Source organism: Saccharothrix sp. NBAS 001, assembly GCF_056640475.1.
Genome location: NZ_CM153251.1, coordinates 9,932,501 through 9,947,792, shown reverse-complemented (window position 1 = coordinate 9,947,792; position 15,292 = coordinate 9,932,501). Strand labels below are relative to the sequence as shown.

Genomic DNA, 15,292 nt, shown 5'->3' with positions numbered 1-15,292 from the left:
AACGGCTACCGTCGGTTTCGCCACCGAACGAACCAGGGGGATCCACAGCGTGACCACCGCCGCGTCGGGTACCGCGCCGTTGCTGCGTGAGCTGATCGACATCCCGGAGGGCGTCCACCGGGGCGATTTCGTCCTCAAGCTCACCGAGGGTGTCGACACCAAGCGCGATGACGCGCTCCGCAGTTACGTGGTCACCCCGCAGTTGCGGGTGGCGTTCGGCGAGGCCCTGAAGCTGATCAAGTCCGCGCTGGACGAGCACAGCTCCAAAGCCGCCTACCTGCACGGTTCGTTCGGCTCGGGCAAGAGCCACTTCATGGCGGTCCTGCACGCCCTGCTGGACGGTGACACCCGGGCACTGGACCGGCCCGATCTCGCCGAGGTGACGACCCGGCACCGGTGGCTGGGCGACAAGCGCTTCCTGCTCGTCCCCTACCACCTCACCGGCTCGGAGAGCCTGGAAGCCGCGATCCTCGGCGGCTACGTCGACCACGTCCGCCGACACGAGCCGACAGCCCCGATTCCCCAGGTCTACCGGGCGCAGGGGCTGCTGGACGACGCGCGGAAACTGCGCGAGAAGCTCGGCGACGAGCAGTTCCTCTCCGGTTTCCCCAACGAGGCGGACACCGGCTGGGGCGATCTGGGCGCGGTGATGACGCCGGAGAAGCTGGACGAGGGGTTCGACGCGCCGATCGGCAGCCCCGCCTCCGACAACCTGATCACCAAGGTCGTGCAGGCGTACTTCCCCAACTACGTCGACTCGGTGCGCGGCGCGGCCAGCGCGTTCAAGCCCTTGGACCAGGGCCTGGCGGAGATCAGCCGGCACGCCAAGTCGCTGGGCTACGACGGCATCGTGCTGTTCCTGGACGAGCTGGTGCTGTGGCTCGCGGGCAAGATCGGCGACCAGGCGTTCATCAGCCGGGAGACCGAGAAGGTCGCCAAGCTGGTCGAAGCCGGTGACGCGCACCGGCCCGCACCGATCATCAGCTTCATCGCGCGCCAGCGCGACCTGCGGGAACTCGGCATCGGAGCGGAGCGCACCGGAGCGGAACTCCAGTCCTTCCACGACCGCCTCAACCACTGGGACGGCCGCATCGAGAAGATCACCCTGGAGGACCGCAACCTCCCGGTGATCGCCCGGGAACGGGTGCTGCGCAGGCTGCCCGGCGGCGAGGAGAAGGTCCGGCATGCGTTCCAGCGCACCGGGGCGCTGCCAGGATCAGTGCGGGACGTGCTGTTGGGCAGCGGGGACGGGGATTCGTTCGAGCGCACCTACCCGTTCAGCCCGGCGTTCATGGACACGCTCGTGCACGTGTCGTCGGCTCTCCAGCGGGAGCGCACGGCGCTGCTGCTGATGCGGCAGATCCTGGTCAACCGGCGGGACGACATCAAGCTGGGCCAACTGGTTCCACTGGGCGACCTGTTCGACGCCGTCGCGGACGGCGCCGACCAGCCGTTCACCGAGCAGCTCAAGCACGAGTTCGACGAGGCGCGCCTGCTCTACCAGCGCACCCTGCGGCCGATGCTGCTGCGGGACCGCACCTTGCGCGAGGAGCAGGTCGCCGGCCAGGCACCAGTCGAGCCTGCGGTGCTCCAGGCATTCCGCAGCGACGACCGCCTGGTGAAGACGCTGCTGCTGGCAGCACTCGCCCCTGACGTGGACGCGCTGCGCGACCTGACCGCCCGACGGCTGGCCGCCCTCAACCACGGCACGATCACCACCCCCATCCCCGGCCAGGAAGTCGCCGAGGTGGTGCGCAGGCTGCGCAGCTGGGCCAGCCGGGTCGCCGAACTGCAGCTCGGCGAGGGCTCGGACCCGAACGTGCGGCTGAACCTGGTCGGCGTCAACGTCAACGCGATCCTGGAGCGGGTCACCACGCTCGACCAGCAGCCGGCCCGCCGCAGGCTGGTGCGGGACCTGCTGTTCACCGAGCTGGGAGTCACCGACACGGGGACCACCCCGATCGAGCACCCGGTGGCGTGGCGGGGCAGCCGGCGGACGCTGGAGATCGTCTACGGCAACGTGCGGGACCAGCAGGATCTGCGGGACGACCTGTTCGAGCCGTCCTACGACGATCGCTGGCGACTGCTGCTGGACTACCCGTTCGACCCCGACAGCACCTCGGCCGCGGACGACTACAACCGGGTGGTCCGGCTGCGCGCGGAGAAGGGCAATCGGTCCGCCGTCGCCTGGCTGCCCGGCTTCTTCACCTCGGACGTGCTGGACAAGCTCGGCCGGTTGATCAAGGTCGAGTACCTGCTCCAGGACCGGACCCGGTTGGAGGAGCACACCCGCACGATCGGCGCGGAGGACCGGCAACGCGCCCACGACCTGCTGAAGAACCTCCAGGGCTCGTTGCACTCGGAGCTGAGGGAAGCGCTCAAGAACGCCTACGGCCTGGTCACCAGGCCGAAGGAGGAGATCGTCCAGGACTGGCACGACCACCTGGTGAGCCTCGACGCCACCGTGACGCCCCGCGTGGACGCGGGCCGCTCGTTCGCCGAAGCACTGAAGTCGCTGGTCGACCAGGTGCACTCGATGACCTACCCGGACCACCCGGACTTCGACCCGCAACGCAAGGGCGACCTCGTCCGGGACGCGGACCTGCGCACGACGCTCACCATCGTCCGGCGCGCCGCCGACGCCCCGGAGGGGCGGGTCGAGGTCGACCGCCCGCACCGCGAGGCCCTGCGCCGCATCGCCCACCCGCTCAAGCTCGGCGAAGAGCACAACGGGCCGTTCGTGCTCAGCCGGCACTGGGCGGACGAGTTGGAGCGGCGGGCCGCGCGGGAGCACGAGCCGGACGCCGACCTGCCGGTGCGGACGGTGCGCGGCTGGCTGCGCGAGCTGGGCATGGAACGCCGGGTGGAGAACCTCGTCATCGCCACGTTCGCCGAACTCACGCACCGCGCGTGGCGGCACCGCGAACGCCTGGTCGACCCGCCGGAGACCCCCGAAGCGGTCGCCGACGACATGGTGCTGTACCGGCAGGCGCTGCCGACCCCCGACCAGTGGGACCGGGCCTGCCTGCTCGCCGCCGCGCTGACCGGCACGGACTTGCGCACCGCAGTGATCTCCCCGCGAGCGGTGGCCCGGTTCGCCCGCACGGTCGGCAAGAAGGTCGACCAGCTGCGCCTGCCGGCGGTCGGCCTCGTGGAACTGCTCGACCAGCACAGCGGGCGACTGGGTCTGGACCGGTCGGCGTCCCAGGGCCGCTACGCCACGGCCACGGTCGCGAGCGACCTGGTGACCGAACTGCACACCGTCACGGATCCGACCAGGCTGGTCGCCGCGGTCGCCGCGACCGACCTGCACGACATCGACCCGATGGTGATCAGCCGATCACTGGAAACGGCGGAAGAGGTGTCCACGGCCCTGCGCGCCGCGGACTGGGCGATCTTCGACGTGCTGGACGACCCGGCCGCTGCCGACATCGCGGCCGAGCTGCGGCAGGGCGTGAATGCCAACGAGCACGCCACCCCCCTGCGGCGTGCGCTCGACCAGGCGAAGCGTCGGCTGATCGCGCTCATCAGCAAGCCGACGCCGCCCCCCGCACCACCCGTGCCAGGACCGACTCCGCCGAATCCCGGTGGCGGTGTGCACCAGGCGACCGGCAGGCTCACCGACGTGATGGCGGAGCTGACGAGGTTCGGCGAGGAGCACCCCGACGCGACCATCGAGGTGACCTACCGGATCCTGGAACGCGGATGACGCCGGCAGACCTCGACTCGGCCGTCGAGAACGCGGTCGTCAGCCGGGTGTCCGACATCGTGGAAGGTCTCGACAAAGACCCGGATCCCGTCGGTCGCCGGGTCGTGATCGGCGTGCGCACCCGACGCGAACCCGTGTGGCACGGAGACCACGACGGCGAGATCCGCGGGCACTCCGTCCGGTACGTCGCGTGCCCGTCCGTGCTGTCGGTGCTGGACGCCCTTGCGGCACCGCCCGCCGCCACGGCCGCGTACGAGGTGCTCGTCGTGCTCACCGATCGCGACGAGCGGGAACTGGGTGAGGCCGTGATGGCCCGCCTGCACCGCGCCCACCTGCACGACGTCAGCAAGTACACCCTGCTCCAAGACCTGCTCAAGGTCCGGCAGCTCGACGCCCGCCTGCGCGGCCGGGAAAACGGCTGGCTGGTCGACGCGCTGGTCGACCTTGCCCGCACAGGCCAACTGCCGAACACCACCGGGCTGTCGTTCGGCCGGGAGGTGGCGCTGCGGCACGTGGTGCGCGCCAGGCTGTCCGTGGACTCCACGGCGCTCGACCTCACATCCCTGATCACGGCGGCGGACGTGCCCGGCAACCGGGCGCGCTGGCAGGCCCTCGACCCCACCGAACGGCTCGGCATCACCGCCCACCTCGTGGAGCGGTTGGGCGCCGCGGCCGATGTGGTGCTGCGGTTGGCGGCGGCCCGCGACGACGTGCTCGCGGAACTTCTGGTCGCCGACGTGCTGACCGGCGCGCCGCAGGACGACCTGACCGCCGCCCACGCGCTCGGTGCGTTCACCCACTCACGCTTCGGCCCCGACGAACCCGGCCGTGCGGCGATCGCCACGGCCGCTGCGGCGGCGGTCGAGATCGCCACCGGCACGGACTCCCCTGAGGTGTGGTCGCGGATCCGTCACGCGGACGCGTTGCTCGCCCAGCTCAACGGCTCCACCATCGCCTACGTGAGCCGCGTGCTGCCCAGCGGCTTCACCTCCCGGCTGGAACGCGCGGCCAAGACCCTGGAGGACAAGGACCTCGCGGCTGTCAAAGAGCACCACTACGCCAACGAGAAGTCCGCGCAGGTGCGCCGGCTGCACGCGGCGGTGCGACTGCGCCGCTGGCTGGATTCCCGACCACCGGAGATCACCACGACATCGGACGCGTTGCGGCGCCACGCGAGGGACCTGGCCTGGGTGGACAGCGAGCTGATCAGGGTGCGCCACGGCTCGTCGTCCCCGGAGGTCGCCAAGGCGTTCGAGCGGATCGCGTCCCGGGTGGGCAAACGCCGCGCGGAACTCGACAGCCGGTTCGCCTCCACCCTCCCCGAGGCCGCCTACACGGTACCCAGCGGCGTGCCGGCCGTGGAGACCGTGCTGCCGAAGGTGATCGCCCCGCTCGTCCGCCGGCACAAGGTGCTGTTGATCGTGGTGGACGGCATGTCCGGAGCGGCGGCGGCGGAGATCACCTCGTCGATCGCGGACAACCCGAGGCTCGGTTGGACCGAGGTCGTGCGGGCCGCGGACGGCGGACGGGAGGCGGTGCTCGCGGCGTTCCCGACCGAAACGGCCTACAGCCGCACGTCGCTGCTGACCGCGGCACTGTCCAGTGGCAACGCCGACACCGAACGACGTGCGTTCCCCAAGCACTCGTTCTGGCCGCCGCGCACCAGGGCCACCCTCGTGCACAAGGCCGGTGTCGCCGGCACCTCGGGCCTGGACCTCGGAGCGGACCTCGACGCAGAGTTCGCGCCGAGGCCGGAACCGCAGGTGCTGGCGGTCGTGCTGAACACCGTCGACGACGCGCTGGCGAAGGGCCGGCAGTCCGACGACCCGGGATGGAACTACCGCGACGTCGCCTACCTGCCGGCGCTGCTGGAACGGGCTGCGGAGAACGGCTGGGTCGTCGTGCTCACCAGCGACCACGGCCACGTGCTGGAGCACGGCTCGCGACACCGTCCCGACTCGACCGGCACCGCCCGCTGGCGGCGACCGGGCGACCAGGTCCAGGAGGACGAGGTCCTCCTGACGGGACCACGGGTGCTGGTGGACGGCGGCACCGCGGTGCTCGCCGCGACGGAAGCCGTCCGCTACGGGTCCCGTTCCCACGGCTACCACGGCGGGGCATCGCTCGCCGAGGTCGCCATCCCGCTGGTGGTGCTGCTGCCACCCGGTACCGACGAACTCGACGGCTGGGCCGTCCACTCCCAGGGCCAGCCGGACTGGTGGACGGGCAGGGAACCCCGCAAGCCCACCCGCCCGCCTCGGACCAAACGGGAGCCCACGCCCGCTCAGCCGGACCTGTTCGCGCGGGACGAATCACGCGGCACCCGACTGATCGCCGGCGAGACGTTCGTCAACACCCACCGGGGGCAACCGGCCAACCGGGTGCTCAAGGCCGAGGTGTTCCGCAACGTCGTGGACGCGGTACTCGCCGCAGGAGGGCGGCTGCCGGTCGCCGAAGCCCTCCAGGCCGCCGGGACGCCGGGACGCAATCCGCGCGGCCTGGTCGCCGCGCTCGGCCGCGTGCTGAACATCGACCAGTTCCCGGTCGTGGACCTGATCGACGGCGGGCGCACGCTCGTGATCAATGAGAAGCTGCTGGACGAGCAGTTTCCCGAGGGGCGCTGATGACGACGGTCAGTCCGGCACGAAGGCGGGCGGTGCTGGCCGCGCTGCGCCGCGGCACCGTGCCGGAAAGCGGCTTGGACCTGTTCGCGGTCGGCTTGGACCGGTTGGCACCCACCCTGGACGAGGAACTGTCCGCGTGCGCGTCGGGTGCCGCCGAGTTCAAGGCCGTGCGCGGCGAGTACGGGGCGGGCAAGACCTTCCTGGCCCGCTGGCTGGCCGAACGCGCCAAAGCCGCGGGCATGGCGGTGAGCGAAGTGCAGATCTCGGAAACCGAGACACCGCTGCACCGGCTGGAAACGGTCTACCGGCGGCTGTGCGAGAACCTGACGACCGCCGCCGCGCCACCCAGTGCGTTCCGCGCCGTGCTGGACAGCTGGCTGTTCGCGCTGGAGGAGGACGTGCTGGCCGAGGGCGAGGTCGACGCGTCCGACGCACAGCGCCTGGGCTCGGCGGTGGACGACCTGCTGGAGCTGAGGCTGGGCGGACTGGCCCGAACCACACCGGGCTACGCGGCTGGCCTGCGCGGCTACCGGCGAGCAGTGGCCGAGGGCGACACGGACACCGCCGACGGCTTGGCCGCCTGGCTGGCCGGGCAGCCCCACGTGGCCGCCTCCGCGAAACGCGCCGCAGCGGTGAAGGGCGACATCGACCACTTCCAGGCGTTGGGGTTCCTGCAAGGGCTGCTCACCGTGCTCCGCGACGCCGGACACCCCGGACTGCTCCTGGTGCTGGACGAAGTCGAGACCCTGCAACGGGTCCGCAGCGACGCGCGGGCCAAGGCGCTCAACGCCCTGCGCCAGTTGATCGACGAGATCGACAAGGGCCGCTTCCCCGGCCTCTACCTGATGGTCACCGGAACACCGGCTTTCTTCGACGGACGCCAAGGCGTGCAACTGCTCCCGCCGCTGGCGGATCGGCTGCACACCGACTTCGGCGCGGACGACCGGTTCGACAACGCGCGCGCCCCGCAGGTCCGGCTGACCGGCTTCACCCTCGACCGCCTGGTCGAACTCGGCGGCCGGGTGCGGACCCTCTACGCGAACGGATCCCCTGCGGCACAACGCATCCTGGACTTGGCCGACGACGCCTACCTGCGGGACTTCGCCGCATCGGTGGCCGGCGGCCTCGGCGGCAGAGTCGGTGTCGCACCGAGGTTGTTCCTGCGCAAGCTCGTGCTGAACGTGTTCGACACCATCGAGCTGCACCCCGACTTCGACCCGCGCAGCGACTACACGGTCGCGATCGAACGGGCCGAACTGACCAGCACCGAACGGGAAGCCGCCGCCACGTCGGCGGACGACGTCGACCTCGATGTCTGACCCGGCCGCAGCGCTCGCCGCGCTCCACCCCGCGGTCCAACACCACGTCGTGAACACCCTGCGCTGGCCCGGCCTCCGACCGTTCCAGGCGGCAGCGGTCGGTCCGGTGCTGTCCGGAGTGGACTGCCTGCTGCTCGCCCCCACCGCCGGCGGCAAGACCGAGGCGGCGATGCTGCCGACGCTGACCCGCATGGCGTCCGAACGGTGGTCCGGCATCTCCGTGCTCTACGTCTGCCCGCTGCGGGCCCTGCTCAACAACCTGGCACCACGACTGGCCGGATACACCGGGTGGCTCGGGCGCGGTGCCGAGGTCTGGCACGGCGACGTCGGTCAAGGACAACGGCGCCGGATCCTGCGGGACCTGCCGGACGTCCTGCTCACCACACCCGAGTCGCTGGAAGCCATGCTGGTGTCGGTCAACGTCGACAACCAACGCACCTTCCGCGACCTGCGGGCCGTCGTCGTGGACGAGGTGCACGCCTTCGCGGGCGACGACCGGGGATGGCACCTGCTGGCACTGCTGGAACGACTGGCCCGGGTCGCGGGGCGTGAACTCCAGCGCATCGGGTTGTCCGCCACGGTGGGCAACCCGGACGAACTACTGGCCTGGCTCCAGGGGGGCGCTCGACACCGGCCCCGCGAGGTGGTCGCGCCCGAGACCACCACCTCCGTCACCCCGGAAGTCACGCTCGACCACGTCGGCACGGTCGACAACGCGGCGAAAGTGATCTCCGCGCTGCACCGGGGCGAGAAACGACTCGTCTTCGTCGACAGCCGCCGCCGGGCCGAAGAACTCGGCGCGGCCCTGCGCACGCGCGACGTGACGACGTTCCTCTCGCACTCGTCGCTGTCCGCGAACGAGAGACGCCGGTCCGAAGAGGCGTTCGCCGAGGCTCGGGACTGCGTCATCGTCGCGACCTCGACGCTCGAACTCGGCATCGACGTCGGCGACCTGGACCGGGTGATCCAGATCGACGCACCGCGCACCGTGGCCTCGTTCCTGCAACGGCTGGGTCGCACCGGCCGGCGGCCCGACAGCACCCGCAACTGCCTGATCCTGTGTCTGGGCCAGGAATCCACGCTGACCGCCGCAGGTCTGCTGGACCGGTGGGCAGCAGGCTGGGTCGAGCCGATCACCGCGCCCCCCTCGCCGCGGCACATCGTCGCCCAGCAGCTCATCGCGTCGGCATTGCAGGAGAACACGATCGGACTGCGGACGTGGAGGGAGCGATGGGCAGGACTGCCGGTCTTCGGGGACGACTCTCCGCAGATCTTCGCCCACCTGCTGGACGCGGGATTCCTCGACCACGACGGGGATCTCGCGTTCGTCGGCCCCGAAGCCGAACGCAGGTTCGGCCGGCGGCACTTCTCCGACATCACCGCTGTGTTCACCGCGGCACCCGAGTTCCTGGTCCTGTCCGGACGCGAAGAAATCGGCCAGGTGGGCGACGACGTCCTGCTGGCCGACGTGGACGGCCCACGGGTGCTGCTGCTGGCCGGCCGAACGTGGCTGGTGACCCACGTCGACTGGGCGCGGCGGCGGTGCCAGGTGCAGCCGACCGACCTGCCCGGCCGGGCGCGGTGGGGTGGCGGAGGCGGCGGCATGTCTTACGACGTCACCCAGGGCATGCGCGACGTCGTCCTCGGACACGACCCAGCCGGGGTGCACCTCACCCGGCGCGCGGTATCCGCACTGGCCGAACTGCGCGAACGGCACAGCGCCCACACCGCTGCCGATGCGACCGTTGTCGACTGGTCCTCCACCGGCGAGGCGCATTGGTGGACGTGGGCGGGCACCGCCACCAACCGGACGCTGCACGCGTCGCTCCCCGATCTGGTCGACCCGCGGCAGCGGATCGGCGACCACTCACTCCGGCTCCGCCCGGACCTCACCGTCGACGAGGTGCGCCGTTCCCTGTCCGCGTGCGAACTCCGCCCGCCCGAGGTGAACCCGAGCGCGGTCTCCGGGCTGAAGTTCGCCGCCGCCCTCCCCGAAGACCTCGCCATCGCGACCGTCGCCGAGCGCCTGGTCGACCTCGCCGGTGCACGAGCCACGCTCGACACGCCCCGACGCCACATCCGCGAGTCGACCGGACCATGATCGGCGGAACCGGACTGCGCAATCACGATCTGGAGGTACCGGAAGTGGACCGACCGCTCACCGCCGCCGAACTGTTCGACGCCGTCGGCCGCGGCTACGAGGAGGCGTTCGGCCGACCGCCCATCGTGGACGCCGGCATCCGACTGCTCCTGGACCGCCTGCCCGACAGCGCCCGCGTGCTGGACATCGGCAGCGGCACGGGCAAGCCCGTCGCCGCCGACCTCACCGCCGCCGGCCACCGGGTGATGGGGGTCGACGTCTCCGCCGAGATGGTCGCGATCGCCCGGGAACAGGTCCCCGACGCCGACTTCGTGCACGCCGACATCCGGGAGTGGAACTCCGCCGACGGGTCGTGGGACGCCGTGTGCGCGTTCTTCCCGTTCCTCCAGATGTCCCGCGCCGACGCCGTGCGGGTGCTCGCCGACATCGCCCGCTGGCTCAAGCCGGACGGGGTCGTCGCGCTGATCACCGTGCCGATGGACGTCGAGGGCCTCGAAGTGCCGTTCCTCGGCCACACCGTCCACATCACCAGCTTCGCCGCGCCCGACCTGCTCCGCCACGTGGAACAGGCCGGGCTGGACGTCGTCGAGACGCACCGCGCCGTCTTCTCCCCCGACCGCGAGGGCCAGCCGGACGAGGAGCACCTGCTGGTGCTGGCTACGCCCACGCGCCCGACGACGCCGCGGCCTTGACGTAGTCCCCGAACGGGCGCGGCTCGCGACCCAGGACGTCCTGGACACCGGTGGACAGGGCGGCGTCGTGGCCGTCCCGGATCGCCTCCAGGGCGTACCCGAGCACGGCCGCGTACTCCTCCGAGAAACCGCCCGCCCGCAACGCCTCGGCGACCGCCGCGCCCGGCACGTCGACCAGCGCGATGTCCCGCCCGGACGCCTCGGCGACCAGCGCGACCGCGTCCCGGAACGAGACCGCCTCCGGGCCGGACAGCTCGTAGACCTTGCCGGCGTGGCCGTCCCGGGTCAGCGCGGCCACGGCCACGTCTGCGATGTCCTGCGCGTCGATGAACGGGTGCCCGCCCGCACCCAGCGGCAGCGTCACCTCGTCCGCCAACACCATGGACACCAGGAAGTCCTCGGTGAAGTTCTGGTGGAACCACGTCGGCCGCAGGATCGTCCAGTCCACAGTGGACGCCCGGACGGCGGCCTCGCGGCGGTCCTCCGGGTCGATGCCGCGCGCGGACAGCAGCACGATCCGCGTCACGCCCGCCGCGACCGCGCGCGGCACGAACGCGGCCACCTCGGCGGCGTCCAGGTTCGTCGAGGGCGGCACCAGGTAGACCGCCGACGCGCCGGCCAGCGCGGCGTCCCAGGTGGACTCGTCGGACCAGTCGAAGCGCAGCGCGGACGACCGGGAAGCGGGACGGGCGGCGGAACCGAGGGTGGCGGCGACGCGGCGGCCGGTCTTGCCGGTCGCTCCGAGAACCAGGATTGTCATGCCACCACCCAACCAAGACCGTGCTGGACGGGACATGGTCGAGACGCCCGATCGCATGTTCAATCGTCTCTGTGGACGCTCTCACCGATCTGCTGCGCGGGGTCCGCGCCCAAAGCGCGCTGATGTGCCGTTCCTACGCGTCACCGCCCTGGTCGATGCGCTGGGCCGGCTCGGCGCCGCTCACCGCCGTGATGACCACCAACGGCGACGCCTGGCTCACCGCCGACGGCCGGCCGCCGATCCGGCTGCGCGCCGGCGACATCGGACTGGTCCGCGGGCCGCGCCCGTTCGTCGTCGCCGACGACCCGGCGACACCGCTGCAACTGGACACCACCCTGCCGGGCTGCGACAAGTGGGCCGTCGGCACCCGCACCTACAGCCTCGGCGGCACGGCCGGGACGCTCATGCTGACCGGCAGCTACGAGGTCGAGGGCAGCGTGTCCGACCGGCTGCTCAACGCCCTCCCGCACGCGTTCGTCGTGCCGTGCGGCCCGTGCTCGACCGTCGACCTGCTGTCCGAGGAGATCGCCAAGGACCAACCGGGCCAGGAAGGCGTGCTCGACCGGATGCTCGACCTGCTGCTGGTGTTCGCGCTGCGCGAGTGGTTCGACCGCCCCGAGGCGAACCCGCCCGGCTGGTACCGCGCGCTCGGCGACCCCGTGGTGGGCCCGGCGTTGCGCGCCATCCACGACGAACCCGCGCGCACCTGGACCGTCGGCGAACTCGCCGAGCGGGCCAAGGTGTCCCGCGCGGTGCTGGCGAAGCGGTTCACCGCGCAGGTCGGCGTCCCGCCGCTGACCTACCTGACCGAGTGGCGCATGACCGTCGCCGCCGACCTGCTCGCGAAACCCGACGCGACCGTGCACTCCGTGGCCCGCGCGGTCGGCTACCGGGACGGCTTCGCGTTCAGCACCGCGTTCAAACGGGTACGCGGCGTTCGGCCCAGCGACCACCGTGTGGTAGCTCTGCGGGCATGAGCCACAGCCTCGAAGACCTGCGCGACGCGCTCCGCCGGTTCGCCGCCGCACGCGACTGGGACACCTACCACACGCCCAAGAACCTGGTGATGGCGCTGTCCGGCGAAGTGGGCGAGCTGACCGACCTGTTCCAGTGGCTCACGCCCGAAGAAGCCGCGAACGCCATGCACGACGAAGAACTTGCCTGGAACGTCCGCGACGAACTCGCCGACGTGATGCACTACCTGGTGCGCCTGGCGGACAAGCTGGACGTGGACCTCGTGGAGGCCGCGTTCGCCAAGATCGACCGCAACGAGCGGCGCTTCCCGACCGGAGACCTCCGGCCAGTCGAATGAGGGGGCCATGGACATCCAGTCCTTGGACACGCTGCACCTGCACCAGAAGATCACCATGATGGTGAACCGCTACGAGGCGTTCGCCGACGACGGCCACGGCGCGCCCGGGCAGCCGGTCGCGTTCGTCGAGCAGAAGCGCATGGCGTTCAAGGAGCAGGTCACGATCTTCACCGGCGCGGACAAGCAGTACGTCCTCGCCGGCTTCAAGGCGCGCAAGGTCATCGACCTCGGCAGCGGCTACGACGTGACCGCGGGTGACGGGCAGCCGATCGGCCTGTTCCGCAAGGACTTCGGCAAGTCCCTGGTGAACTCCACCTGGCACGTCGAGCAGCCCGGTGCCGGCACCACCACCGGCCGCGAGCGCAACCAGGGCATCGCGGTGCTGCGCCGGATCTGGGGCTTCCTGCCGTTGATCAACGACCTGCCGTTCCCGTTCCGCTACCACTTCGACTTCGTCCGCGACGGCGTCCCGGTGTTCAGCGTGGACAAGAAGACGTGGCTGCGCGACCAGTACCTGATCCGCATCCAGGACCCCACCGTCGACCGCCGCCTGGTGATCGCGCAGGCCGTGGCCGTGGACGCGCTCCAGTCCCGTTAGACCGTCCTACAGGTAGGTCAGCAGCAATAAGACCAAGGCCACCAACAGGATCACCGCGAGCAGTGCGGAAACCCACGTGGGCGAGGTCGGTGACGGCCTCGCCCGCGCGTGTCTCCCCGAACGCCTACGCGGTCGCCAACGCACCGCAGCCTCCCCCGCACCCACAGCGTCCCAACCACGACTGTTCATGCGCCCCACGCTAAGGAGAGGGAAGAGGAGCGGGCCTCACGTCACCCGGTCGCGCCATCCGGATCGCTCGGACAGCGGTACGGACCACCGAACCCGTGACCGGCTCTGAGAGGATGGGTTCGTGCAGGTGACGGTGGTCGGTGCGGGTATCGCTGGAGTGGCGTGCGCGCGGACGCTGACTGCCGCCGGAGTGACGGTCCGTGTGCTCGAACGGGCGCACGTGTGCGGCGGACGGATGGCGACCAAACGGTACGACGGCCGCCGCACGGACATCGGCGCGGGCTACTTCACCGTGTCGTCACCCCGGTTCGCCGCAGTGGTCGAGCGGTGGCGGGAGGTCGGCCTGGCACGCCCGTGGACGTCGACCATGGCCGTGCACTCACCGTCCGGTTGGGACACCACGACCGGCCCGGAGCGCTGGGCCGCGCCCGGTGGCCTGCGGACCCTGGTCGAAGACCTCGCGGACGGCCTGGACGTGCGGACCCAGCGCGCCGTGGAGTGGGTCGACGCCGGCCCCAGGGTCGACGGCGTGCCGGCCGACGCGGTCGTGCTGGCGATGCCGGGCCCGCAGGCCGTGCGCCTGGTCGACCCGAACCTGAGCCGCACCGCACAGGCCGCGCTGAACCGCGCGTGGCTGCCGTCCCTGGTCGCGACCTTGCGCTTCGACCGGCGAGCGTGGGACTTCGTCGGTGCGTTCGTCAACGAACACCCCGTCCTGACCACGTTGTTCGACGACGGCAGCCGCCGAGGTGACAACGCACCCGTCCTGGTCGCCCACACCACCGCCGAGTTCGCCGACCAGTTCGTGGCCGACGCCGACGCAGCCGCCGACGAGGTGGAGTCCGCCGTCCGTGAACTGCTCGGACTGCCCGCCGCCTTGTCCGTGGCCGTGCACCGCTGGACCTTCGCCCGTCCCGCGGAGCCCGGCGAAGCCCCGTTCCACTACAGCCCGGAACGCGTCGGCATAGCCGGTGACGCCTGGGGCCAACCGAAGGTGGAAACGGCGTGGCTCTCCGGCACCCTGCTGGCCGAAGCCATCATCGCCGACCTGAGCTGACCACGGCTTTCAGCGGTCGAACACACCGCCGAACACACCCAGAAAAATCCCTCAGAACGCACAAAAGCCTTCAGGGGTACCCGGCGGACCGGGTACCCCTGAAGGAATGATTGTTCGGCGGCGTCCTACTCTCCCACACCCTCACGAGTGCAGTACCATCGGCGCTGGAAGGCTTAACTACCGGGTTCGGAATGGGACCGGGTGTTCCCCAACCGCTATGACCACCGAAACACTATGAAATTACCAACCCGTAGGCACCACAACCCCGGACAACCCTCGTCCAGGACCGTGGTGGTCCGGTTCGGTTCCTTCAGAACCGCACAGTGGATGCGTAGCATGTTTGTGAGCAAGTCCTCGGCCTATTAGTACCGGTCAACTCCAGCCGTTACCGGCCTTCCATCTCCGGCCTATCAACCCAATAGTCTCTTGGGGGCCTTACCCCACAAAGGGTGGGATACCTCATCTAGGAACAGGCTTCCCGCTTAGATGCTTTCAGCGGTTATCCCTTCCGAACGTAGCCAACCAGCAATGCCCTTGGCAGGACAACTGGCACACCAGAGGTCCGTCCGTCCCGGTCCTCTCGTACTAGGGACAGCCTTCCGCAAGTATCCTACGCGCGCGGCGGATAGGGACCGAACTGTCTCACGACGTTCTAAACCCAGCTCGCGTACCGCTTTAATGGGCGAACAGCCCAACCCTTGGGACCTACTCCAGCCCCAGGATGCGACGAGCCGACATCGAGGTGCCAAACCATGCCGTCGATATGGACTCTTGGGCAAGATCAGCCTGTTATCCCCGGGGTACCTTTTATCCGTTGAGCGACCACGCTTCCACAAGCCATGGCCGGATCACTAGTTCCGACTTTCGTCCCTGCTCGACCTGTCGGTCTCACAGTCAAGCCCCCTTGTGCACTTGCACTCGACACCTGATT

Annotated in this window: 10 protein-coding genes and 2 rRNA genes (1 of these 12 only partly in view); 9 read left to right on the top strand and 3 right to left on the bottom strand. The window is 70.5% G+C overall.

What is annotated here, in order from left to right:
• The first annotated feature begins 49 nt into the window (after positions 1–49).
• The 5 genes from AC0HI0_RS45110 to AC0HI0_RS45090 are packed head-to-tail and all read left to right on the top strand — an operon-like array spanning position 50 to position 10,445.
• Complete coding sequence (locus tag AC0HI0_RS45110; protein WP_480929587.1) at positions 50–3,709, top strand: BREX-2 system ATPase PglY family protein; 3,660 nt, start codon at positions 50–52, stop codon at positions 3,707–3,709.
• Complete coding sequence (pglZ, locus tag AC0HI0_RS45105) at positions 3,706–6,333, top strand: BREX-2 system phosphatase PglZ (protein WP_480929586.1); 2,628 nt, start codon at positions 3,706–3,708, stop codon at positions 6,331–6,333. Before AC0HI0_RS45110 ends, pglZ begins: the two co-directional genes overlap by 4 nt.
• Positions 6,333–7,652, top strand: a complete 1,320-nt coding sequence (gene brxD, locus AC0HI0_RS45100; RefSeq protein WP_480929585.1) for a BREX system ATP-binding protein BrxD — start codon at positions 6,333–6,335, stop codon at positions 7,650–7,652. Before pglZ ends, brxD begins: the two co-directional genes overlap by 1 nt.
• Positions 7,645–9,753: a DEAD/DEAH box helicase gene (locus AC0HI0_RS45095; RefSeq protein ID WP_480929584.1), complete on the top strand. Its 2,109-nt coding sequence runs from the start codon at positions 7,645–7,647 to the stop codon at positions 9,751–9,753. Before brxD ends, AC0HI0_RS45095 begins: the two co-directional genes overlap by 8 nt.
• A gap of 44 nt (positions 9,754–9,797) precedes the next feature.
• Entirely contained in the window at positions 9,798–10,445 is a 648-nt protein-coding gene (locus tag AC0HI0_RS45090) for a class I SAM-dependent methyltransferase (RefSeq protein ID WP_480929583.1), read from the top strand.
• Here the strand turns inward: AC0HI0_RS45090 and AC0HI0_RS45085 are convergent.
• A complete protein-coding gene (locus tag AC0HI0_RS45085) occupies positions 10,411–11,205 on the bottom strand; it encodes an NAD(P)H-binding protein (RefSeq protein ID WP_480929582.1) in 795 nt (264 codons plus the stop codon). The genes AC0HI0_RS45090 and AC0HI0_RS45085 overlap by 35 nt on opposite strands.
• A 71-nt stretch (positions 11,206–11,276) precedes the next feature.
• On the opposite strand from AC0HI0_RS45085, the gene AC0HI0_RS45080 reads away from it, so the two are divergent.
• From AC0HI0_RS45080 to AC0HI0_RS45065, 4 genes are all read left to right on the top strand, one after another.
• On the top strand, positions 11,277–12,182 hold the full coding sequence (locus tag AC0HI0_RS45080; RefSeq protein WP_480929581.1) for an AraC family transcriptional regulator: 906 nt from the start codon (positions 11,277–11,279) through the stop codon (positions 12,180–12,182).
• Positions 12,179–12,517 (top strand): nucleotide pyrophosphohydrolase, encoded by a 339-nt coding sequence (locus tag AC0HI0_RS45075; RefSeq protein WP_480929580.1) that lies wholly within the window; start codon positions 12,179–12,181, stop codon positions 12,515–12,517. Before AC0HI0_RS45080 ends, AC0HI0_RS45075 begins: the two co-directional genes overlap by 4 nt.
• A gap of 7 nt (positions 12,518–12,524) precedes the next feature.
• Positions 12,525–13,115: an LURP-one-related family protein gene (locus tag AC0HI0_RS45070; RefSeq protein WP_480929579.1), complete on the top strand. Its 591-nt coding sequence runs from the start codon at positions 12,525–12,527 to the stop codon at positions 13,113–13,115.
• 310 nt (positions 13,116–13,425) lie between these two features.
• Positions 13,426–14,361, top strand: a complete 936-nt coding sequence (locus AC0HI0_RS45065) for an NAD(P)/FAD-dependent oxidoreductase (protein WP_480929578.1) — start codon at positions 13,426–13,428, stop codon at positions 14,359–14,361.
• Between the two features lie 112 nt (positions 14,362–14,473).
• On the opposite strand, the gene rrf is transcribed toward AC0HI0_RS45065, so the two are convergent.
• Both rrf and AC0HI0_RS45055 read right to left on the bottom strand, forming a co-directional pair.
• A 5S ribosomal RNA gene (gene rrf, locus AC0HI0_RS45060) occupies positions 14,474–14,590 on the bottom strand.
• A 113-nt stretch (positions 14,591–14,703) separates the two neighbouring features.
• Positions 14,704–15,292, bottom strand: a 23S ribosomal RNA gene (locus tag AC0HI0_RS45055); it runs 2,490 nt beyond the window's last position.